Below are 21,228 nucleotides of genomic sequence, written 5' to 3' on the forward strand. Positions count from 1 at the left end.
GCCAAGGGGCTACAGTAGGATTAGGCCGGCCTTGCTGGCGAGATGCGGAGCGCACCATGTTCAACAAGAGCAAACCCTTCGACAACGGCCCCTCCAGCGGGTTGGGAATCCCGCCCGCGCCGGAGCCGACTCCGGCCGCCACGTCGACGCCAGCCGCCGCGCCGCGCGCGTCTGAGCCTTCGCGCCCGGCGGCCTCGCGCTCTTCCAGCCTGTCGACCCTGTCGGCCGGCGTGAAATACGAAGGCAACATTTCGGGCGCCGGCGAGCTTCAGGTCGACGGCTCGCTAAAGGGAGATATCCGCGTCGTCCGCGTCACCATCGGTGAGGGCGGCTCGGTTGAGGGCACGGTCCACGCCGACGTTCTCGAGGTGCGCGGCCGCGTCTCAGGCGCCATTGTCGCAAAGCAGGTCAAGTTGTTCGCCACGGCCCGCATCGAGGGCGACATCACTCAGGAGCAACTGTCGATCGAACAGGGCGCCTGGTTCCAGGGGCGCTGCACCCAGGCCAAGCGCGACACGCCGGGCGCCAACATGCTGGATGCTCCGACGCCGGCTGAAAAGCCCGTCGCGGCCAACGCCAAGGCCGACAAGGTCGAGGCCAAGCCCGCCGCCTGACCGGCGATCGGACAAAGGAAAAGGGGCGGCCTGCAGGCCGCCCCTTTTTAGTTCGCGTCTCGGGTCTCGCCGACCCGGGCCGCTAGGGCTGCGCCCATGAACTGATCCAGATCGCCGTCCAGGACCCCTTGCGTGTCCGAGGTCTCGACCTCGGTGCGCAGGTCCTTGACCATCTGATAGGGCTGCAAGACGTAGGATCGGATCTGGTGACCCCAGCCGATGTCGGTCTTGGCGTCAGCCAGGGCTTGCGCCGCCGCCTCACGCTTTTGCAGTTCCAGTTCGTACAGACGGGCGCGCAGCATCTTCCACGCCTGATCGCGGTTCTGGTGCTGAGAGCGACCGGTCTGACAGGCCACCACGGTATTGGTCGGAATGTGCGTCAGGCGCACGGCCGAGTCCGTCTTGTTGATGTGCTGGCCGCCGGCGCCGGACGCGCGATAGGTGTCGGTGCGCACGTCGGACGGGTTGATGTCGATCTCGATCGTGTCATCCACGACCGGCGACACCCCGATGGAAGCGAAGCTGGTGTGGCGCTTGGCCGCCGCGTCATAAGGGCTGATGCGGACCAGGCGGTGCACGCCCGATTCCGACTTCAGCCAGCCATAGGCGTTGGGACCGGTGATCAGCACCGTGGCCGACTTCACGCCCGCCTGTTCACCCTCTTCGAGGGCCTCGATCGTGGTCTCATAGCCATGGGCCTTGGCCCAGCGCGTGTACATGCGCAGCAGCATGCCGGCCCAGTCGTTGGACTCGGTGCCGCCGGCCCCGGAGTTCACTTCCAGATAGGCGTCGTTGCCGTCCGCCTCGCCGGACAGCAGGGCTTCCAGTTCAGCGCGGGCGGCGCGATCCTTGACGCCGCGAAGCTGTTCGCGCGCTTCCTCGAGGGTGGCTTCATCGCCCTCCTCGTCCGCCATCTCGGCCAGCATGACGCCGTCTTCGAGGGCGTTTTCCAACTCGCGGACGCTGTTGACCTGGGCTTCCAGACGCGAACGATCGCGGCTGACGGCCTGGGCCTGTTCCGGGTTGTCCCACAGGGTTGGATCCTCGACCCGCGCGTTCAGCTCATCGAGCTTTCTTAGAGCGACATCCCAGTCAAAGTCGCCTCCTGAGCAGAGCGACGCTCTGCTCGATGTCGGCCTTCATGGCCTCGACATCCGGTCTCATCGCAAACTCCTGCGAAACAACGCCCTCCCTGTAGCGGCGCCACACCGCGTGCGGCCCGATAGGGAAAGCAAGATGAAAAACGGCGCGCCTGCGGACAGGCGCGCCGGTTGGTGGGTCTAACTAGAGCCTCAGTAGAGTCCGCTCAAGTCCTCTGCCGGCTGCTTCTTTGGCGGCGGAGGGGCGACGGCGGCCGGCGCGGCGGCTGCCGGAGCTTGCGCGGCCTCCTGCTCGCGACGGATCACGTCGTTGTAGTTCTGCGGTCCTTCCGGCTGAAGGGGGCGCGGCGCTTCCTCGCGGATCTGACGCTCGGTGCCCGGACGGAAGGCTTCCTCGATGCCGTTGACGGTGCGGAAGACGGCGTTCTTGGGTCGGACGAAGGGCCGCGCGGGGCGTTCCTTCAGGGCCACCTGCATGAAGTCGGTGAAGATCGGCACGGCGGTCGCCGCTCCGGCTTCGCCGCCGCCCAGCGAGCGATTGTCGTCGAAGCCGACGAAGACGCCGACCACGATGTCGCTGGAGAAGCCGACGAACCAGGCCGAACGGTACTCGTTGGTGGTGCCGGTCTTACCGCCGACCCAGGGGCCAAGGCCGCGAGCGCTGGCGCCCGTGCCGCGCTGGATCACGCCCTCCAGCATGGAGCTGACCTGATAAGCTGTGATCGGGTCGATAACCTGCGTGCCGCGGTCGGGCAGACGCGGGGATTCCTGGCCACTGAAGCCGCGGTTACAATCGCGGCATTGCCGACGGTCGGCGCGGTGAATGGTCTGGCCGTTCCGGTCTTGCACCATCTCGATCAGATAGGGATCGACCCGGCGACCGCCGTTGACGAAGGCGGCGTAGGCGGCGGTGATGCGATAAGGCGTCGTCTCCCCTGCCCCCAGCGACATGGCCAGGTTCGGCGACATGTCGTCGACCACGCCCATGCGCTTGGACAGGTCGACGATGTTCTTCATTCCAACGGCCTGGGCCAGGCGGACGGTCATGACGTTGCGCGACAGCTCCAGACCGCGACGCAGGGTTTGCGGGCCGTAGTACTGACGGCTGTAGTTCTCGGGTGTCCAGGCGCGGCCGCCCGGACCGCCAGGGAAGCTGATCGGCGCATCCAGAACGATCGAGGCCGGGGTGAAGTCACCCTCCAGCGCCGCCGCATAGACGAAGGGCTTGTAGGCCGAGCCCGGTTGGCGATGCGCCTGGGTCGCGCGGTTGAAGCTGGACAGGGCGTAGGAATAGCCCCCGACCATCGCCAGAACGCGACCCGACTGGGGCTCGATGGCCACGAGGGCGCCGTTCACCGCCGGCACCTGCTTCAGGGCGAACTGACCGCCGCGCGGTTCGACGAAGATCAGGTCGCCGCGCTTCAGCGGTCGATTGGCGTTGGCCCAGGCGGCGTCGGAGACGATCAGGGATCCCGTCCGGTCGTCCTTGGCCGAACGGACCCGCACGTTGTTGCCGCTGACGCTTTCGACGGCGGCGGCCTGCCAGGTGCGACGTTCAGGCGGTGTGTTCTTCTTCAGAGCCTCTGCCTGCCAGCCTTCGGCGAAGTCGGTCGTGCCCCAGGCGCCGCGCCAGCCGTGGCGACGGTCGTAGTTCTCGAGCCCGTTCATCAGGGCTTCACGCGCGGCGGACTGCAACTGCGGGTCCAGCGTGGTGCGCATGTAGTAGCCGCCGCGGTTGACCTCTTCCTGACCGAACAGGCCGATGGCTCGACGGCGGGCTTCCTCCACGAAGAAGTCGGCGTCGGCGTACTCGGCGCGCCGCGGGGCTGCGCGTGTGTTCAGCGGCCGGGCCAGGGCCGCCGCCAGATCTTCTTTCGATAGCCACTTGTTGTCGGCCATCTCGCCCAGAACCCAGTCGCGGCGGCCCTTGGCGGCCTCGGGGTGGCGCTTGGGGTTGTAGTTGTTCGGGCCCTTGGGCAGGGCCGCCAGGAAGGCCGCCTCGTCCGGCGTCAGCTGATTCAGCGACTTGCCGAAATAGTTGTAGGCAGCCGATGCCACGCCATAGGAGCGATAACCCAGGTAGATCTCGTTCAGATACAGTTCGAGAATCTGTTCCTTGGTCAGGGTCGCTTCCAGACGGCTGGAAAGGATGGCTTCCTTCAACTTGCGGTTCAGGCTGGATTCGTTGGTCAGCAGGACGTTCTTGGCCACCTGCTGGGTGATGGTCGAACCGCCTTCGAGGCGACGACCCGACAAGACGTTGAAGACGTTCTTGAACATGGCCCGTCCGATGCCGGACACGTCGATGCCGCCATGCTGGAAGAAGTGGCTGTCTTCCGCCGCCAGGAAAGCGTGGATCACCTGCTCCGGGACCTGGTCATAGGTGACGTAGATGCGCCGCTCGTCCGAGAATTCGCCGATCAGGGTGCCGTCGCCGGCAAAGACGCGCGTGGCCGTCGCCGGGCGATAGTCCGCCAGCTCCGACGCATCCGGCATGTCGTGCAGGACCCAGGCCGCATAGATGGCCACGACCAGCCCGGCCACGGCGATGCCGCCCAGCAAGGCGACGCCCGCCATCACGAACCAGCGTTCGGCTATCTTCACCATGAACTCCGCAAGACGCGCCCCAAGAATTGTCGTTTATCGCGCGTCGGTCCCGCCGCAAAGCGGAACCGCAAACTCAGCCCTTGTCGCGCAATAGCCGGGCCTTGTCGCGTTGCCAGTCGCGTTCGGCCGAGGCCTCGCGCTTGTCGTGCAGCTTCTTGCCCTTGGCCAGAGCGATCTCGAGCTTGGCCTTGCCTTTTTCGTTCAGGTACAGGCGCACCGGAATGATGGTCCGCCCGTCGCGCTGGACGGCGCCGATCAGCTTGTCGATCTGCTTGCGGTGCAGCAGCAGCTTCCGGTGGCGGCGCGGTTCATGGTTGAACCGGTTGGCCTGCTTGTAGGGCGGGATGTCCGAGTTGATCAGGACGATCTCGCGTCCCTCCACCGCCGCATAGCTTTCAGCGATATTGGCCCGACCGTCGCGCAGCGCCTTGATCTCGGTGCCCAGCAACTGGATCCCGGCCTCGATGTAATCCTCGAGGAAGTAGTCGAAGCGCGCGCGCCGGTTCTCGGCGATCACCTTCTTGGGCGCGTCGGCGGCCATCAGATGACCCCGGCTTCCGCCATGGCTTTGTCGATGGCGGGCTTCACGGCGTCGCGGGTCAGGGACAGCGGCAGGCGGACCTCCTCGCTGCACAGGCCCAGCTTGGCCAGGGCGTACTTGGCCGGTGACGGCGAGTTGTCGAGGAACAGTCCCTTGTGCAGATCGATCAGGCGGTCCTGCCAGGCCCGCGCCGTGGCGTAGTCGCCAGCGGCGACCGCGTCGTACATGGCGACCATGGCTTCCGGCGCGACATTGGAGGTGACAGAAATCACGCCCACGCCGCCGCTGGCGGCATAACCCAGCCAGGTGGCGTCATCGCCGCTGATCAGGTCGAACGGGCCGTTGATATGGCTGCGCATCCAGCTGACCCGCGAGATATCGCTGGTGGCGTCCTTGATGCCGACGATGTTCGGATTGTTCGCCAGGTGCGCGACGGCTTCGTTCGACAGGTCGACCCCACAACGGCTCGGCACATTGTAGAGGATCATGGGAATCTGCACGGCGTCAGAGATCGCCTCGAAGTGGGCGATCATGCCCTCCTGCGACGGCTTGTTGTAATAGGGCGTCACCACAAGGGTCGCATCTGCGCCGACTTCCTTGGCGAAGGCCGACAGCTCGATGGCTTCATGCGTGGCGTTCGATCCGGCGCCGGCGATCACCCGTACGCGACCCGCTGCGACCTGAACGCACTGTTCGATGACGCGCTTGTGCTCATCCATCTTGAGGGTAGCGCTCTCCCCCGTAGTACCGACCGGCACCACGCCATGGACGCCTGCGGCGATCTGGCGTTCCAGGAGTTTTTCAAAAGCCCCTTCGTCCACGTTTCCGTCACGAAGAGGTGTGATCAAGGCGGTGATCACGCCCTTGAACAAGGGGGCGGTCATTGAAACAAGTTACCTGCGCGGTGTTTCGGGCGGCGTGTGCCGCCCTTTTGAAGAGGCAGGGAGCGTAGGTTGCTCGCCGCTCGGCCGCAACCAGTGATGAATGAGGATCGGACATCTGATGATCGCGACGACCGTGGCCGCCGCCCTGGCGATTCTGACTCCGCCGACCCAGGACGTGCTGAACAGCACGCCTGCGCCCTATTCCTCCAGCCAGAATGGCGTCATCAGCGGCCAGGACATGGAGCTGTTCCAGCAAGGTCTGGCTGCAGCCCGCGCGCGCGACGTGATCGGCACGCAGTCGATCATGGCGCGGATTTCCGACCCCACAGCGAAGAAACTGGTCGAATGGGCTCTGGTCGACACCTCGGACAAACAGCTTTCCTACGCAGATCTGGCGCGCGCCCAGACCGACCTCGCCAACTGGCCGCGAGGTGATTCGCGTCGGGCCGCGGGTGAGCGTGCCTTGGGCATGGCCAATGCCTCTCCTGATGCCGTCATTGCCTTCTTCAACGGCACGGCGCCGACAACCGCCGAAGGCGCCATCGCCCTGGCCGGGGCAATGGAACAGAAGGGCCAGCGCCGCGAGGCGCAGGCCCTGATCCGCGACTGGTGGCGCACCCGTTCGTTCGAGGAAGCCCAGCAGTCCACGATCGCCAACCGCTGGGGCGGATGGCTCAACGCCGACGACCATGTCGCGCGCCTGAACATGCTGCTGCTCGGCCCGCACGGCCCGGCGACCCGCGCCATGGTCTATATGGTCCCCGCCGACCGTCAGGCCGCCGCCAGCGCCGCCATGGCCCTGCGCACCGCCTATTCGCCCGACGCCCTCGTCGCCGGCATGTCGCCCGCCGTCGCCAACGACCCGGCCGTGGTGCTGGAGCGCGTGCGCCTGTTGCGCTCGGCTGGTCGCCAGTCCGAGGCCTTCCCGCTCCTGTCCGCCCTGCCCGCCGCGCCCTCGCACAAGGAGGGCCAGGACACCCTGTGGAGCGAGCGCCGCAACTATTTCCTGGACGCCCTGCAGCAGGGCAATCCCCGCGCCGCTTACGCCGCCATGAATGGCCACGGCTTCCCCTCGGGCGAGCGCAAGGTGGACGCCGAATTCTTCGCCGGCTGGGTCGCGCTGACCAAGCTGAATGATCCCGCCACAGCCGCCCAGCATTTCGAGGTCCTGCGCAACAGCTCCTCGACCCCGATCACGCAGGGGCGCGCCCTCTACTGGCTGGGTCGCGCCGCGGAGGCGCGCGGCGATCGCGCGGGCGCGCAAGCCTGGTACAAGGCGGGCGCCGAACACTGGCAGACCTTCTACGGCCAGCTCGCCGCCGAGAAGGCCGGGATCACCACTCTGACCCTGCCAGGCGAACCGGCCCCGACGCCTGAGGACATCAATCGCTTCGAGGGCAATGAGGTCGTCCGCGCCACCCGCATCCTGGGCGCGGCGGGCGAAAAGACCCTGATGCGGGTCTTCGCGTATCACCTCGACGACACCCTGCCCTCGCCCTACGACCTGACCCAGCTGTTCGACCTGATACAGGGCTATGGCGACCAGTTTGGCTCCATGATGGTCGGCCGCGCCGCCAGCCAGCGCGGCTTCGTCATGCCTGAACGCATGTATCCGCTGCGCATGCCGCCTGCAGTCTCGGGCGCGGCGCCGCCGGAGTTCAGCCTGGCCATCGCGCGTCAGGAATCCAGCTTCGATCCCCTCGCCCGCTCCGGCGCCGACGCGCGCGGCATGATGCAGCTTCTGCCCGCAACAGGTCAGGGCGTCGCCCGCCGCATGGGCATGAGCTTCTCGGCGGAACAGCTGTGGGATCCCGACGTCAACATGAAGCTGGGCAGCTATCACCTGGGCGAGCTGATCAACAATTTCGGCGGTTCGCCTCTGCTGGCGACGGTCGGCTACAACGCCGGTCCCGCCCGCCCGCCCCAATGGGTGGCCCGCTGCGGCGACCCGCGCAGCAACCAGGTCGACCCCATCGACTTCATCGAGTGCGCCCCCTTCACCGAGACGCGCAACTACATGATGCGGGTGATGGAAAACATGCAGGTCTATCGCGCCCGCCTGAACGGCGGCTCTGCCCCGCTGACGCCCTCGGCTGACCTCGCGCGCGGCACCCCGCCCAACAGCGGCCCTCGCGCCTACCAGCCTTAAGCCAGGCGACGGGCCGCGAGCAGCGGCCCGTCAGGCGCCTCGACCCAGACTCCGTCCAGGTGGAAGGCCGAGCGCAGCACGGCGGAAGACAGGGCCTCGATCGGCGGGCCGTCGGCGACCACCCGCCCGGCGTCGAGAACGACCACACGGTCGGCGATCCGCGCCGCCAACGTCAGGTCGTGCAGGCTGACCAGCACACCGCCGCCCGCATTGGCTCGCGCTCGCAGACGCTCCAGCACCAACAACTGAGCATCAGGGTCCAGCCCGGCGATCGGCTCGTCCGCGAGCAGCAACGGCGCCTGAACCACCAAAGCCCGCGCCAGCAGCACCCTCGCCCGCTCGCCGCCCGACATCTCGGCCACGCCGCGCTCGGCCAGGTGCGCCGCCCCCACTTCGTCCAGCGCCGCCTTCGCTCGGCCTAGCGCGGCAGCCCCTGACAGGAAGGGCGCGCCCAGGGCCGCCACCTCGACGGCCGGCAGGTTCCAGGCGATGTGCCGCTCCTGCGGCAGATAGGCGGCCCGCGTCCCGCGCTCGCGCTCGGACAGACGCCGCACATTCTCGCCGCCCAGCCTGGCCATGCCGCTTTGCAGAGCCGTCAGCCCCAGCCCCGCCCGAATGGCGCTGGACTTGCCCGCCCCGTTCGGCCCGCACAGGGCGACCAACTCGCCCGCGCCGACCGACAGGCTGACCCCGTCCAGCACAGTGGCTGCGCCCATGCGGGCGACGACGCCGTCCAGTTCCAGCAGTGCTCTCACAGCCGCCACTCCCGCGCCGCTCGCCAGGCGATCAGGGCGAACAGAGGCGCTCCGACCAGGGCCGTGAAAACGCCCAGCTTCAACTCCTGATCGGTCGGCATCAGACGCGCCGCCAGATCGGCCAGCACCAGCATCAGTCCGCCCGCCAACGCCGAGGGCAGCAGCAGCCGCCCCGGATCACCCCGCACGGCCGCCCGCACCAGATGCGGCGCGGCCAGACCGACAAAGCCGATCACTCCCGCCACAGCGACCGCCGCCCCCGCCGCGACCGCCGAGGCGACCAGGGCCAGAACCCGCATCCGGCCCATCGACAGGCCCGACGTTCGCGCCGCCTCCTCACCGAGCGTCAGCATCCGCAGGCCCGGCGACGCGCCGGCCGCAAAGACAGCGGCCAACGCCAGCGCCGGCGTGACCCAGGCCACGTCGATCCAGCTACGATTCTGCACCGAACCCAGCAGCCAGTTCATCACCTCGGCCGAGGCGATCGGCGACGGTGACAGGTTGAAGATCAGGGCCGTTAGCGCCCCGGCGAAACTGGACAGCGCCACCCCGAACAGGATCAGCGCCTCGGGCGCCCGCACCCTGGCCGCGATCGCGACCAGCAACAGTCCGGCCAGCGCCGCCCCAACCAGAGCCGCGCTTTCGACCAGTCCGGGAATGGCCGCAGCCCCCAGCACGATGGCTCCCGCCGCCCCCAGCGCCGCTGTCGCCGACACCCCCAGCACGCCCGGATCGGCCAACGGGTTCCGCAGCAAACCTTGCAGCACCGCCCCCGCCAGCCCCAGCCCCGCCCCGACCATCAGGGCGCAGACCGCGCGCGGCGCCCGCACCTGCCACAGCACTTCACCCGGCCCCGAGGCGGGATCGGCCAGCGCCTGTCCATACTGGGCCGTCGACAGGGCCGTCTCGCCCAACAGCACCGCCCCGACCAGGGCCAGAAGGATGGCAGCCGCCAGTCCGAGGTTCAGGCTCAGATGTCTGTTCATCGCGCGGCCTCCGCCAAAATGACCGCTGCGTCAGCCGCGAACCAGGCGGGGCAACTCAGCGTCGAGGCCGGCAGGTCCGCGACCGTCCGTCCCTTGGCGGCACGCGCCACCACCGGATGTCGCCCCGGCCCGCGCCAGTCCGACCGCCATTGCTGGAAGAAGCCCCGCACGAACAGGGCCGGCGGGCTCATCGCGATCTTCTCGATCCCGAGCGGCTGATAGCCCGGCCCGGTCACGCCGTTGCGGAAACCCGCTGCCTTCAGAATGGAATCGATCAGCGATCCTGTTCCGGTCGTATAGCCGCCGGGCGTGACATAGACGGCTTCCCGCCCGCGCCCGCCGCCCGCCGCCTGGGCCAGCCGCCGGTCCATATGAGCGATCAGCGCCTGGCCGAGCGCCTCCTGCCCCAGGCCCTGCGCCACCGACCTCAGGTTCTCGCGGACCCCGTTCATATCGGTTGCGTCGTTGACGGTCAGCACCCGCGTGCCTCGCTTCTCCAGCGCCGCCAGCAGGCGCGGCTCACCGCCCCAGTAGCGGACCACGATGTCGGGCTGGAACCCGATGGCCGCCTCCAGCGTCGGTCGAACCCGAGGCCGACCGCGTGCCATCTGGCGCATCCATGAGTCCGGATCATCCGCTCGAGACGAGAGGGCGAGTTCAGCGTCCGGCGCCAAGGCCAGGACGTATTGATCTGCACACTGGTCCAGCGACAGCACCCGTAGGGGGCGAGCCTCAACCATAGTGGGCGCGAAGACGAGAAGAGCCAGCAAGGCCCCGCGTGCAAGCTTCACGGTCGGAGCAGCCCCGAGAACAGGGCGTCCAGCATGGTTCGGGTCAGTTCGTCACGATCCGCCCATTCAAAATAGGGCTTGGTGATGCGCAGTGAGACGATGCCGTGGCCGCAGGCCCAGATGGTCTGAGCAATCGTGGCGGGGTCGCCTCGCATCTTGCCGGCTGTCACGGCCTGCTCGACCACTTCGACAAACGCCCGGAACAGCTCAAACCCGGTTTCCTGAGCCACTGTCTGGGCCCCCTCACGTGCTTCGACGGGGCGGGTCAGATAGGTCAGCCGATAGGCGTTGGGGTTTTCAAAGCCGAACTCGATATAGGCCTCGATCATTCGGCGTAGACGCACTTCGGCAGGCTGGTCCTCAACCAGTAGCTTCTGGTGTGACGCAATCAGGCTCTCGAAGGCGCCACGGCAGATTTCGTGCAGCATTTCGCTCTTGTCGGCGAAATGCATGTAGAGCGCCGTCGACGACAGGCCGACCTCGTCGGCGATCTTGCGGATCGTCGCCCCTTCATAGCCATGCTCGACGAAGATGCGCTCGGCAGCGGCCAATATCTCTGCGCGCCGGACATGGCCTTCACCCTTGGGCTTGCGGGCCGAGCGTGGCGTTGGGGTCAAGTCGCCGGGCAATCCAGAACTCCATGACGGGATGGCTACTGCATAGCCGCAACCGTCCCGAATCGCCAATCACTTGCCATTCAAAGAACGAAGGTATTAATAACGTCAATCTTAATAAGCGTTAACTTTTTACGCCTGAGGGGGAAGGTCTGGATGCAGGGACGTTTGCCTGGGGCGGCGATCGCCACAGCGGCGGCTGAAGCCGCGAAGGTCACGGCAACACCCGTGCAATTGCTGGCAGCGGCTTCGGTCAGCGTCACTTTGGCGGCTTCCATAATGGTCTGGCCGCTCGTCGGGACCATTCTGCTGCTGTTGGTGGAAGTTGGGTTTCTGGCCATTGTAGCATGGCGGCTTCTGACGGTGATCGTCAGTCTGCGTCATCGTGCGGAGCCCGTTTCGGCGCCGCCCTCGCCCTCCCCTCTGCCGCGTTATTCGATTGTGGTGGCTCTCTATGACGAAGCCGCCATCTTGCCGCACTTGGTCGAGCGATTAGCGAACCTCGACTATCCGTCAGAGCTTATGGACGGCTATCTGGCGCTGGAGGCTCACGATCAGGAGACCATCGACGCTGCACGTGCGCTGACCTTGCCGGACTGGCTTCATGTGCTTGTTGTCCCGCCCGGGGCGCCAACGACCAAACCGCGGGCATTGAACCACGCTCTGAGCGTTGCTCGTGGGGAATTCCTGACGGTTTATGACGCCGAAGACGATCCTGATCCGCTTCAACTTCGGGAGGCCGCTGCTCGTTTCGCCGCTGAAGACGGCGAACTGGTCTGTCTGCAAGCCCCGCTGCGCATCCGCCGACTGCACAAGGGGCGCGACACCTCGCCCTTCCTGGATCGCCAGTTCGCCGCTGAATACGCAGCCCTGTTCGAAATCACTTTGCCAGCCATGGCGCGGATGGGGCTGCCCTTTCCCCTCGGCGGCACCAGCAATCATTTTCGGGTTTCCGCCCTGCGCGCCATGGGGGGCTGGGACGCCTGGAACGTGACCGAGGACGCAGATCTGGGCTTTCGCATCTGGCGTCGCGGCTGGCGGTTGGGCGTCCTCAGCCGCCCGACCTATGAGACACCGCCCGGCGACCTGGTCCACTGGCTGCCGCAGCGGACCCGCTGGCTGAAAGGCTACATGCAGACCCTCTTGGTTCACACCCGCTCGACCTCCGGCATGGGCTGGAAAGGATGGTGTGCGATAGCCTTGACACTGGGTGCGGGTTTGGCGTCAGCCGGTCTGCACGCCCTGTCCGTCGCCTGGTTTGGCGCATTCCTGCTGATGACGCTGATGACCCGCCATCTGCTCGCGACGCCTTGGCTAGGTATGGGCGTTTTGCTGTGCGGCGCTGCGGCGGCGATCCTGACAACCGCCATCGGAGCGCGGCGGGCTGGGACGACGTTCAGGCCCTGGGATATGCTGACCGCGCCCCTCTATTGGTCCCTGCTCAGCCTCGCCTTCGCCCACGCCTTCGTCCGATTGATCGCTGAGCCGCATCGCTGGGACAAGACGGCCCATCGCCCGGATGTGGCCCGCGAAGAAACCGCACAGTTCCTTGAGCCTTTGGTCGTCGACGCTGGACGAGCAGCCGCCTGAGCGCCTATCAGCCCCAGATGGCCCCTGTTCTTTCCTCCACGCCCGAAACCCTCGTCACGCGAGGCTGGTCGGACTACGCCCTGCTGGACAGCGGGGATGGTCGCAAGCTGGAGCGCTACGGCCGCTACACCGTGGTCCGGCCCGAACCCCAGTGTTTCTGGAAAGCCCATGACAAAGGGGCCTTCGAGCGCGCCAACGCCATGTTCGATCCGCAGCAGGAGGAAGAGGACGCCGGTCGCTGGCGCTTCGACGCCCACGGGCCGATCGACGCATTCCCGCTGCAATGGCGCGACGTGCGTTTCATGGGGCGCTTCACCCCCTTTCGCCACCTCGCCTTCTTCCCTGAGCAAGCGGCCAACTGGGAATGGCTGGACGCGCGTGTTCGTACCCTGCAGCAACCCAAGATCCTGAACCTGTTCGGCTATACTGGCGTGGCCAGCCTGGCCTGCTCGGCGGCAGGCGCCCACGTGACCCACGTCGACGCCTCCAAGAAGTCGGTCGCCTACGCCCGTGAGAACGCCGAGCTGTCCGGCCTGTCCGACCGTCCGATCCGCTGGCTGGTCGAGGACGCCCGCAAGTTCGTGGCGCGCGAAGTGCGTCGCGGTTCGAAGTACGACGGCATCATTCTGGACCCGCCGAAATACGGGCGCGGCGCCAATGGCGAGGTCTGGCGCCTGTTCGAGGACATGCCGGGGCTGCTGAAAGACTGCGCCGCCCTTTTGTCCGACGACGCCTCCTTCCTCCTGCTGAACGCCTATGCGGCGCGGATTTCCGGTCTGTCGCTGGCGCACATGATGGCCGAGGCGACGTATGATCGCGGCGGACGCATCGACTGGGGTGAACTGGCCCTGTCTGAGGACGGCAAGGACGCCCGCGCCATCGGCCTGTCCTTCTTCGCCCGTTGGAGCGCCTGACATGGTTGAGCGCGTCATCACCTCCCTGACCAACGACACCATCAAGTCTGTCCGCGCCTTGCACATGCGCAAGGAACGCGACCTGACCGGACGTTTCCTGGCTGAAGGCCTGAAGTTCATCGGCGAGGCTCTGGATCAGGGCCGCGCCCCGGTCATGCTGCTGGTCGGCGACGAGGCCCGGCCTCACCCCTTGCTGGACCGCGCCAAGGCCGAGACGATCAAGGCGGGCGGCCAGATCATCGTCGTCACCCACGCCATCCTCGAAAAGATCAGCCGTCGCGACAACCCGCAGACGGTGCTGGGCGTGTTCGAGCAGGTCTATACCCCGCTGGACGCCATCCAGCCCGACGCCAAGCCTTGCTGGGTGGCGCTGGAGCAGGTGCGTGATCCGGGCAATCTGGGGACGATCATCCGCACGGCGGATTCCGCCGGTTGCGGCGGGGTCATCCTGATCGGCGACTGCGTCGATCCCTTCTCGGTCGAGGCGGTGCGCGCCACCATGGGCTCGGTCTTCGCCGTGACCATCAGCAAGGCGTCACGCGAGGAGTTCCTGGCCTGGCGCGCCAAATGGCCGGGCAGCGTGATCGGCACGCGTCTGGACGCCGGGCACGGCTATCGTGACAGTCCGGTGCGCCATCCGGCCCTGATCATGATGGGCAATGAACAGGCCGGACTGACCGACGAACTGGCCGCCGCATGCGACCTGAACGTCAAGATTCCCATGCGCGGCCGGGCCGACAGCCTGAACCTGGCCATCGCCACCGGCATCATGGTCTATGCCGTGACCGACGCGGCCTACGGCACGGACATCTAAGCCCTATGCCTCACCGTCTGTCCTGATCCGGTTCATGCCCAGCAGGGCCAGAATGGTCAGGACGGCGGCGACGGCCAGGTAGGCGCCGACCGCCTGCAAGCCGTAAAGCCCGGCCAGCCAGGTCGCCGCGAACGGCGCCAACGACGCCCCCAGAATGCCCGCCAGATTGAAGGTCATCGACGCCCCGGTGTAGCGCACCGCCGTCGGGAAGGGCCGCGCCAGTGCCGCCCCCAGCGGCCCATAGGTGCAGCCCATCAGGCTGAAGCCGATGATGAAGAAGGCCACCACGCCCGCCAGCCCGCCGCTGCCGAACAGCGGCGCCAGCGCCAGGCCGAACAGCGCGATGGCGATGGACGTGACCAGCAGCGTCCGCCCCTGCCCCCAGCGATCGGCAGCCAGCGCCGCCAACGGGATGAACAGGCCAAAGAAGCAGACGCCCAGAAGTTGGATCGGCAGGAACTGCTCGCGCGTGTACCCCATCGCCGTCGTGCCCCAGCCCAGGGCGAAGACCGTCATCAGGTAGAAGAGAACAAAGGTCGCCATCCCGGCCAGCGTCCCGGTCAGCAGGGCGAACTTGTGCCGCGCCAGCAGGGTCAGGATGGGCGTCTCGACGCGCTCGGCCTTGTCGATGGTCTTTTTGAACTCGGGCGTCTCGGTGATGCGCAGCCGCACCCACAAGCCGACGAAGACCAGCAGCGAACTCGCGATGAAGGGAATGCGCCAGCCCCAGGCCAGGAACTGTTCGTTCGACAGGGTCGCCGTCAGGATGATGAAGGACAGTGTCGACAGGATGAAGCCGATCGGCGCGCCCAACTGCGGGAACATGCCGTACCAGGCCTTCTTGCCCGGAGGCGCGTTCTCGGTCGCCAGCAGCACCGCGCCGCCCCACTCGCCGCCCAGACCCAGGCCTTGCCCGAACCGGCACAACGCCAGCAGCAGGGGCGCGATCAGCCCAACCGAATGCCAGGTCGGCAGCAGGCCGATCGCCACCGTCGACAGGCCCATGGTCATCAGAGCGGCGACCAGCGTCGCCTTACGGCCCACCTTGTCGCCGAAGTGACCGAAGACGACCGCCCCCACGGGCCGCGCGAAGAAGGCGATTGAGAAGGTGGCGAAGGACGACAGCATGGCCGTCGTCGCGTCTTCACCTGGGAAGAACAGGGCCGGAAACACCAGCACCGCCGCCGTGGCGTAGATATAGAAGTCGAAGAACTCGATCGTGGTACCGATCAGGCTGGCGAACAGAATCCTCCGCTTTGAGGCGGAGGGAGGTGAGAGTGCAGCGTCGGCCACGCGAAATCCTTGCATTGCTGCACGGTCATTGCGGCGCGTCGCCATCTCCCGTCAAGCTGAGCTTCAGGTTCCGCGCGGCTTGGCCCGGCTGGTGGCCTCGGCGTTGGCGGGGTCTTCCGGCCAAGGATGGCGCGGATAGCGACCGCGCATCTCGCTGCGCACCGCCGCCCATGATCCGGCCCAGAAACCCGGCAGGTCCTTGGTCACCTGCACCGGCCGCCTTGCGGGCGACAGCAGGCTGAGCGTCAACGGCACACGTCCGCCGCCCACCGTCGGATGGGCCTTGACCCCGAACAGCTCCTGCACCCGGATCTCCACGCGCGGTCCGCCCTCGGCGGCATAGTCGATGGAGGCCGATCCCAGCGGCGTGGTCAGACGCGGCGGGGCCAGGTCGTCCAGCTTGCGCTGCAGATCCCACGGGATCAGACCGCGCAGGGCCTCGGCCAGCTTGCCGTCGCCGATGTCGCCCAGCGACCGCGCCCCGTCCAGCAGCGGCCACAGCCAATCCTCGCGCAGGGCCAGCAGGCCTTCATCCGACACATCGGGCCAGGCGGCGTCCAGCCCGTGCAGGAAGGCCAGCCGCGCCCGCAGCGCTCCCGCCTGCTCGCCCCAGTTCAGCGCCGACAGCCCGCCCGCCTCGACTTCCGACTTCAGGGCCCCCGTCATGGTCGCCCGATCCGGCGCGCCCACGACCTTCTCGTCCAGAACCAGAGCGCCGATGCGGCGGATGCGGCGGATCACCGGCTTGCCGGACGGCTCGCGCGTCAGCCGATCCTCGACCTCGATCCGGTGCGCCAGATCGGCCTCCAGGGTCGCGGCGTCCAGCGCCGCCGCCAGCCGGATACGGTCGCGCGCATCGCCGCCGCCCAGCTCCGCCACCGCCAGCCAGGGTTCCCGCGCCATGTGTTCGGTCGGATCGAGGAAGGCTCCACGCCCGGAGGCCAGTAACACCTCTCCCGGTTTGCCGCGCGCACGCGCGATCCGCTCGGGAAAGGCCTCGGCCAGCAGCAGGCCTGCATCCGCCTCGCCGCCGCTCCCGCCCCCAGCAGCCCGCGCCCAGCGTTCGGCCAACTTCATCGCGTCGCGCGCCCTCGGCGAGCGGTCGCGCTCCAGCCCCTTCAACCGGTCGTGCAGGTCCACGGCGTTGCCGCCCAGACCTGGCTCGCTCAGCACCGCTGCGATCTTTGCGCCGCTGAGGGCGTCGTCCTGATCCGAGGCGACCGCCGCCATGTGGGCCAGTCTCGGCGGCAGTGGGATTCGCGTCAGCCGTCGTCCATGCGCCGTCAGGTCGCCCTTCACATCCAGCGCCCCAAGCCGGGTCAGCACCTTCCTCGCCTCAGCTAGCGCCCCGGCGGGCGGCGGGTCCAGCAGCGCCAGCCCCTCTAACGACTTCGCCCCCCACCGCGCCAGATCCAGCGCAAAGGCGGTCAGGTCGGCTTCCTGAATCTCGGGCCGCTGATGCGGGATCAACCCCCGCGTCTGTTCCTCGTCCCACAGGCGGTAGCAGACGCCCGGCTCGACACGCCCCGCGCGACCCCGCCTCTGTTCCGCCGACGAGCGGCTGACCTTGACCGTGGCCAGCCGGGTCAGGCCGCTGGACGGCTCGAAACGAGGCACGCGCGACAGTCCGCCGTCGATCACCACCCGCACGCCCTCAATGGTCAAGCTGGTCTCGGCCACCGAGGTCGCCAGCACCACCTTGCGCCGACCAGGCGGCGCCGGTTCGATGGCCCGGTCCTGCTCGCCCTTGTCCAGCGCCCCATAGAGCGCAACCACATCGACGGAGGGATCGCGTAGCCGCTCGTTCAGGCGTTGAACCGTCCGATGGATTTCGCCCTGCCCCGGCAGGAAGACCAGCACCGAACCCGTTTGCTCGCCCAGGGCCTGCATGATGGCCCGCGCCACGGCGTCCTCGAATCGCTCCGCGATGTTGCGACCCAGATAGAGGGTCTCGACCGGGAACATCCGGCCTTCGGCCTCGATCACCGGCGCGCCGTCCAGAAGTTTCGACACGCCCGCGATATCCAGCGTCGCCGACATGACCAGCAGGCGGAGGTCGTCGCGGAGTACCGACTGGCTCTCGCGCGCCAACGCCAGCCCCAGGTCGGCATCCAGACTGCGTTCGTGGAATTCGTCAAACAGGACGGCGCCGACGCCCTCCAGCCCCGGGTCTTCGAGAATCATCCGGGTGAAGACGCCTTCGGTGATGACTTCGATACGCGTTTCCGGACCAATGCGGCTCTGAAGCCGGGTGCGATAACCGACCGTGCCACCCGCCTTCTCGCCCAGCGTCGCCGACATACGATCAGCAGCCGCCCGTGCGGCCAACCGACGGGGCTCCAGCATCAGAACCTTTTGGTCGCCCAGCCACGGCTGATCCAGGAGGGCCAGAGGCACGACTGTGGTCTTGCCCGCCCCCGGCGGGGCGGCCAGAACGACCGCATTGGTCATGGCCAAGGCCGCTTTCAGCGGCTCCAGTACGATGTGAATCGGCAGCATCAGATGGGCTCTAGCCGCAACGTCCCGGTTCACGAAAGCGTCGTCATGGCTTCATCCAATCGAAACCGCGTTGCGTCCGGCCCTTCGGATGGTTAGCGTCCGCCCCCAAGAAGGCAGCCCGGGGAGGGCCTGCCGTGTATCTCGATGGGGGCGCGACTACATGTCCGCAGACGGCGTAAAGCCAGCCGGCAACCGGCTACTACTTAAAAAGTCCATTGCTCAGATCCAGAAAGAGGCCGCCAAGAGCGAGCTGAAGCGGACCCTCGGTCCGCTGAACCTGATGAGCCTGGGAATCGGGGCCATCATCGGCGCCGGCATCTTCGTTCTGACCGGCCAGGTGGCCTCGGCCAACGCCGGCCCGGCCATCATGCTGTCGTTTGTCATCGCTGGCATCGCCTGCGCCCTGGCGGGCCTGTGCTATGCAGAGCTGGCTTCGACCATGCCCGTGTCAGGCTCGGCCTATACCTACGCCTACGGCACCCTGGGCGAAGTCTTCGCCTGGATCATGGGCTGGCTGCTGGTGTTGGAATACGGCGTCGCGGCCTCGACTGTCGCAGTCGGCTGGTCCGGCTATGTCGTGTCGATCATGAACGACTTCGGCCTCAGCGCCAGTCTATTCCCGACAATAAGTTATGCGGGCGGCGAAGGTCCCCAGTGGGCGACACCGCTCGTTCAACTGGTTCAGTCGAGCGCAGGCGCTTCGTTCCCAATGACCGGCACCTTTAACCTCGTCGCGGCTGTAGGCATCGCCGCCGTCTGCGGCCTGCTGGTGCTGGGCGTGTCGGAATCGGCGAACATCAACAACGCCATCGTCGTCATTAAGATCATCGTCCTGCTGACCTTCATCGCGGTCGGCATCCAGTACATCAACCCGGACAACTGGCACCCCTTCATCCCTGAGCCGACGGGCCAGGCCGGTCAGTTCGGCGTGGGCGGCATCTTCCGCGGCGCAGCCATTATCTTCTTCGCCTACGTCGGCTTTGAAGCGGTTTCGACCGCCGCCGCCGAAGCCAAGAACCCGTCCAAGGACGTGCCGATCGGCATCCTGGGCGCCCTGTTCGTCTGCACCCTGATCTACATGGCCGTGGCCGCAGTCATGACCGGTGTCGTTCCCTATCTGGAGCTGGCCTCGCCGGCTCCGATCGCCGTCGCCATCGACCGCATGGGTCTGGAATGGGCCAATGTGCCGCTGGCGGCATCGCCCAGCGGCCAGCTGAACCTGATCGCCTTCCTGATCAAGATCGGTGCCATCACCGGCCTGTCCTCGGTCATGCTGGTGCTCTGCTACGGCCAGACGCGCGTCTTCTACACCATGGCCCGCGACGGCCTGCTGCCGAAGTCCTTCGCCAAGGTGCACCCGAAGTTCCGCACCCCCTGGATCGGCACCATCGTGCTGGGCATCCTGATCGCCATCGCGGCGGCCTTCCTGCCCATCTCGATCCTGGGCGACCTGGTGTCGCTGGGCACCGCGACCGCTTTCGCCATCGTCTGCCTGTCGGTCATCGTCCTGCGCGTGAAGCACCCTGAGATGGAGCGTCCGTTCAAGGTGCCGGGCGGCATCGTGACCGCAGTTCTGGGCATCTGCGCCTGCCTGTTCCTGGCCAGCCAGAACCTGATTCCGATGTTCCAGCACGCCGCCGAAGACAACCCCCTGCCGCTGATGCTGCTGGGCGGTTACGCGGTCATCGGCGCGATCATCTACGCCGCCTACGGCTTCTGGCACTCCAAGCTGGCCAAGGGCATCGACATCACCGAGGACACCACGCTGGAAACGGCCGTGGAGGCTCTCGGCCACGGCGTCGACAACAAGAAGGACTGATCCCCGGATCATTCTTTCGACGAATGAGAAAGGCCCCGGAGCGATCCGGGGCCTTTTTCTGTTGTGAACCAACCTTGTCGGTTGCCTGTTTCTCCGCCCTCGCCTACAGCCTCGCATGAACCTATGCGGATGTGGCGGAACTGGTAGACGCACTGGATTTAGGTTCCAGCGCCGAGAGGCGTGGAGGTTCGAGTCCTCTCATCCGCACCAACCTAGTACCGAACCGCGAACCTGCGGATACGAGGCCTGTGCGGCTTCTGCCGGCGGCGTATTCGACGCGACCTCAGCGAGCGCACTTTGCGGCCCAATGACGGTCGCCATGTTCGGACCCACAACCACTTCACCGACTAGCGCCCGCACGAACCGGCGCTGAAGTTTTGGTGCCGCCGCAAGCAACATCTCTTTCAGGCGCCCCGCTGCCTTAGTCGCCTGGACATCCGTCAAAGGCTCCAGACTGCGGGCAAGGTTGCGCTCATGCATGGCGATCAGCCGCTGCGCCTCCTTCCGTTCCTCTTGGAGCGCCCCATACTTTTGTCGAAAGATGTCGTCGTCGCCGATCAGTCCACCGGTAATAGCGTCCATCATGGCGCGTAGGGCCTTCTCGACGCGAGTGAGTTCAGTCTTCAAACGGTCAACGCTTCCAATCGCATTGGCCTTGCCTCGCGCCCGGCCATCAACGACACGTTTCACGACAGTCTGCACGAAGGCTGGCACAAACACATTCTCGGTAAGGACCTTCAGTACGGCGGCTTCAAGCTTGGAAGCCGGCACACGGACCGGCGCATTGCCCTTGCATGCCCCTGACTTGAGGTGAGCCGAGCATGTGTAATACCGATGAATCGCCCCGGTGTGGCTCTTGCCGGTCTGAAGCCCCATCGTCGCTCCACACGCTTTACAGCGGGCAATGCCACCCAAAACCAAGGCGCTGTTGGTTAGGCGGGGTGCCGTCACGTCCGGCCTACGTTCCCAGAGCAGTCGCTGAACGCGAGCATATTGCTCCTTGCTGATCAGGGGAGGGATTGAGATCGAAATCCATTCGCTTTCAGGTAGCTCGCGGCGGCTCGCGGTGTCGAAACGACCGTAAAGGAATGTGCCGGTGTACGCCTCGGTGTGCAGCATCCTGTGGACCTTGCCGACGGTGAACCTTCGCCCTTCGTCAGTCCGGTGACCCAGCGTTCAGCCACAGAACGATCGCCTTGATACCCATCGGTCCCGAGGCCCCATCGCCTTCGATTGCCAAGCGGAACACGGTTCTGGC

17 protein-coding genes and 1 tRNA gene are annotated in these 21,228 nt (G+C 66.7%); 7 read left to right on the top strand and 11 right to left on the bottom strand.

Annotated elements, in window-relative coordinates; all coding sequences use genetic code 11:
* The first annotated feature begins 56 nt into the window (after positions 1-56).
* Positions 57-614, top strand: a complete 558-nt coding sequence (locus ACIQTU_RS08495; RefSeq protein ID WP_400545232.1) for a polymer-forming cytoskeletal protein — start codon at positions 57-59, stop codon at positions 612-614.
* Between the two features lie 47 nt (positions 615-661).
* Here ACIQTU_RS08495 and prfB read toward each other — a convergent pair.
* The 4 genes from prfB to dapA form a co-directional block, all read right to left on the bottom strand.
* A protein-coding gene (gene prfB / locus ACIQTU_RS08500; protein WP_400545235.1) for a peptide chain release factor 2 occupies positions 662-1,778 on the bottom strand; the annotation gives its coding sequence in 2 pieces (ribosomal slippage) (positions 662-1,708 and positions 1,710-1,778; 1,116 coding nt in all).
* A 128-nt stretch (positions 1,779-1,906) separates the two neighbouring features.
* The gene (locus ACIQTU_RS08505; RefSeq protein ID WP_400545238.1) at positions 1,907-4,321 is read right to left on the bottom strand and encodes a penicillin-binding protein 1A; all 2,415 of its coding nucleotides are present in this window, start codon (positions 4,319-4,321) and stop codon (positions 1,907-1,909) included.
* A gap of 73 nt (positions 4,322-4,394) precedes the next feature.
* Complete coding sequence (gene smpB, locus ACIQTU_RS08510; protein ID WP_105563368.1) at positions 4,395-4,862, bottom strand: SsrA-binding protein SmpB; 468 nt, start codon at positions 4,860-4,862, stop codon at positions 4,395-4,397.
* Entirely contained in the window at positions 4,862-5,746 is an 885-nt protein-coding gene (dapA, locus tag ACIQTU_RS08515; protein ID WP_400545242.1) for a 4-hydroxy-tetrahydrodipicolinate synthase, read from the bottom strand. Before dapA ends, smpB begins: the two co-directional genes overlap by 1 nt.
* A gap of 118 nt (positions 5,747-5,864) precedes the next feature.
* Here dapA and ACIQTU_RS08520 point away from each other — a divergent pair, with 118 nt between their 5' ends.
* Entirely contained in the window at positions 5,865-7,895 is a 2,031-nt protein-coding gene (locus tag ACIQTU_RS08520; protein WP_400545245.1) for a transglycosylase SLT domain-containing protein, read from the top strand.
* Here ACIQTU_RS08520 and ACIQTU_RS08525 read toward each other — a convergent pair.
* From ACIQTU_RS08525 to ACIQTU_RS08540, 4 genes are all read right to left on the bottom strand, one after another.
* Entirely contained in the window at positions 7,892-8,650 is a 759-nt protein-coding gene (locus ACIQTU_RS08525; RefSeq protein ID WP_400545248.1) for an ABC transporter ATP-binding protein, read from the bottom strand. The genes ACIQTU_RS08520 and ACIQTU_RS08525 overlap by 4 nt on opposite strands.
* Positions 8,647-9,636 carry a FecCD family ABC transporter permease gene (locus tag ACIQTU_RS08530; protein ID WP_400545251.1) on the bottom strand — a complete coding sequence of 330 codons (990 nt, stop codon included), beginning with the start codon at positions 9,634-9,636 and terminating at the stop codon, positions 8,647-8,649. The genes ACIQTU_RS08525 and ACIQTU_RS08530 overlap by 4 nt, the downstream gene beginning before the upstream one ends.
* The gene (locus tag ACIQTU_RS08535) at positions 9,633-10,253 is read right to left on the bottom strand and encodes an ABC transporter substrate-binding protein (RefSeq protein ID WP_400545254.1); all 621 of its coding nucleotides are present in this window, start codon (positions 10,251-10,253) and stop codon (positions 9,633-9,635) included. The genes ACIQTU_RS08530 and ACIQTU_RS08535 overlap by 4 nt, the downstream gene beginning before the upstream one ends.
* Before the next feature lie 170 nt (positions 10,254-10,423).
* Positions 10,424-11,056, bottom strand: a complete 633-nt coding sequence (locus ACIQTU_RS08540) for a TetR/AcrR family transcriptional regulator (RefSeq protein ID WP_400545257.1) — start codon at positions 11,054-11,056, stop codon at positions 10,424-10,426.
* 141 nt (positions 11,057-11,197) lie between these two features.
* Between ACIQTU_RS08540 and ACIQTU_RS08545 the strand changes: the two genes are divergently transcribed.
* The 3 genes from ACIQTU_RS08545 to ACIQTU_RS08555 are packed head-to-tail and all read left to right on the top strand — an operon-like array spanning position 11,198 to position 14,359.
* Entirely contained in the window at positions 11,198-12,631 is a 1,434-nt protein-coding gene (locus tag ACIQTU_RS08545) for a glycosyltransferase (protein WP_400545259.1), read from the top strand.
* 17 nt (positions 12,632-12,648) lie between these two features.
* A complete protein-coding gene (locus ACIQTU_RS08550) occupies positions 12,649-13,545 on the top strand; it encodes a class I SAM-dependent methyltransferase (protein ID WP_400545262.1) in 897 nt (298 codons plus the stop codon).
* A 1-nt stretch (position 13,546) separates the two neighbouring features.
* Positions 13,547-14,359, top strand: coding sequence for a TrmH family RNA methyltransferase (locus tag ACIQTU_RS08555; RefSeq protein ID WP_400545265.1), 813 nt, complete (start codon positions 13,547-13,549; stop codon positions 14,357-14,359).
* A gap of 3 nt (positions 14,360-14,362) precedes the next feature.
* Here the strand turns inward: ACIQTU_RS08555 and ACIQTU_RS08560 are convergent, their stop codons facing one another.
* Together ACIQTU_RS08560 and hrpB are read right to left on the bottom strand one after the other, a co-directional pair.
* On the bottom strand, positions 14,363-15,652 hold the full coding sequence (locus ACIQTU_RS08560) for an MFS transporter (RefSeq protein ID WP_400545268.1): 1,290 nt from the start codon (positions 15,650-15,652) through the stop codon (positions 14,363-14,365).
* A gap of 63 nt (positions 15,653-15,715) precedes the next feature.
* The gene (gene hrpB / locus ACIQTU_RS08565; RefSeq protein WP_400545271.1) at positions 15,716-18,151 is read right to left on the bottom strand and encodes an ATP-dependent helicase HrpB; all 2,436 of its coding nucleotides are present in this window, start codon (positions 18,149-18,151) and stop codon (positions 15,716-15,718) included.
* 160 nt (positions 18,152-18,311) lie between these two features.
* Here hrpB and ACIQTU_RS08570 point away from each other — a divergent pair, with 160 nt between their 5' ends.
* Positions 18,312-19,970, top strand: a complete 1,659-nt coding sequence (locus tag ACIQTU_RS08570) for an amino acid permease (protein WP_400545274.1) — start codon at positions 18,312-18,314, stop codon at positions 19,968-19,970.
* A 125-nt stretch (positions 19,971-20,095) separates the two neighbouring features.
* Positions 20,096-20,180: transfer RNA gene (locus ACIQTU_RS08575), tRNA-Leu, on the top strand.
* Here ACIQTU_RS08575 and ACIQTU_RS08580 read toward each other — a convergent pair.
* Positions 20,169-21,143: a recombinase family protein gene (locus tag ACIQTU_RS08580; RefSeq protein ID WP_400547079.1), complete on the bottom strand. Its 975-nt coding sequence runs from the start codon at positions 21,141-21,143 to the stop codon at positions 20,169-20,171. The two genes, ACIQTU_RS08575 and ACIQTU_RS08580, sit on opposite strands and share 12 nt — an antisense overlap.
* Between the last annotated feature and the right edge of the window lie 85 nt (positions 21,144-21,228).

It is taken from the genome of Brevundimonas sp. NPDC090276 (assembly GCF_044772165.1).
GTDB lineage: Bacteria > Pseudomonadota > Alphaproteobacteria > Caulobacterales > Caulobacteraceae > Brevundimonas.

Coding starts and splice junctions, on each gene's coding strand:
- ACIQTU_RS08495 (WP_400545232.1), top strand. CDS start 57: ATGTTCAACAAGAGCAAACCCTTCGACAACGGCCCCTCCAGCGGGTTG.
- ACIQTU_RS08505 (WP_400545238.1), bottom strand. CDS start 4,321: ATGGTGAAGATAGCCGAACGCTGGTTCGTGATGGCGGGCGTCGCCTTG.
- smpB (WP_105563368.1), bottom strand. CDS start 4,862: ATGGCCGCCGACGCGCCCAAGAAGGTGATCGCCGAGAACCGGCGCGCG.
- dapA (WP_400545242.1), bottom strand. CDS start 5,746: ATGACCGCCCCCTTGTTCAAGGGCGTGATCACCGCCTTGATCACACCT.
- ACIQTU_RS08520 (WP_400545245.1), top strand. CDS start 5,865: ATGATCGCGACGACCGTGGCCGCCGCCCTGGCGATTCTGACTCCGCCG.
- ACIQTU_RS08530 (WP_400545251.1), bottom strand. CDS start 9,636: ATGAACAGACATCTGAGCCTGAACCTCGGACTGGCGGCTGCCATCCTT.
- ACIQTU_RS08535 (WP_400545254.1), bottom strand. CDS start 10,253: ATGCGCCAGATGGCACGCGGTCGGCCTCGGGTTCGACCGACGCTGGAG.
- ACIQTU_RS08545 (WP_400545259.1), top strand. CDS start 11,198: ATGCAGGGACGTTTGCCTGGGGCGGCGATCGCCACAGCGGCGGCTGAA.
- ACIQTU_RS08550 (WP_400545262.1), top strand. CDS start 12,649: ATGGCCCCTGTTCTTTCCTCCACGCCCGAAACCCTCGTCACGCGAGGC.
- ACIQTU_RS08555 (WP_400545265.1), top strand. CDS start 13,547: ATGGTTGAGCGCGTCATCACCTCCCTGACCAACGACACCATCAAGTCT.
- hrpB (WP_400545271.1), bottom strand. CDS start 18,151: ATGCTGCCGATTCACATCGTACTGGAGCCGCTGAAAGCGGCCTTGGCC.
- ACIQTU_RS08570 (WP_400545274.1), top strand. CDS start 18,312: ATGTCCGCAGACGGCGTAAAGCCAGCCGGCAACCGGCTACTACTTAAA.